1 protein-coding gene is annotated in these 239 nt (G+C 34.3%); it reads right to left on the bottom strand.

Going from position 1 to position 239, the window contains the following annotated elements:
• Nucleotides 1-239, bottom strand: a 239-nt coding sequence (locus NLF92_RS13740; RefSeq protein ID WP_254102835.1) for a 6-phosphofructokinase, incomplete at both ends; no start/stop codon positions are given.

The raw sequence follows: 239 nt of genomic DNA, 5'->3' as shown, positions 1-239 counted from the left end.
ACATAATCCTTTAGTTCAAATACGTTTTTTCCTATTTTATCTCCTTCTGCAACAACAACTATACTTGATGATTTTCCGGATTGTTTACTTCGTCGTAATGACTCTAATAACCTATCTAATCCTAAATCTTCTTCTGGAATTAAAATCTCTTCTGCACCAGCACCTACTCCAACGTTGAGTGCTATATGACCTACATCTCTTCCCATAACCTCAACAAAAAATAATCTGTTATGAGAACT

This window comes from Opacimonas viscosa, from assembly GCF_024199005.1.
Taxonomy (GTDB): Bacteria; Pseudomonadota; Gammaproteobacteria; order Enterobacterales; family Alteromonadaceae; genus Opacimonas; species Opacimonas viscosa.
The sequence above is the reverse complement of the archived record's forward strand: the minus strand, read 5'-3'. Positions and strand labels throughout refer to the sequence as shown.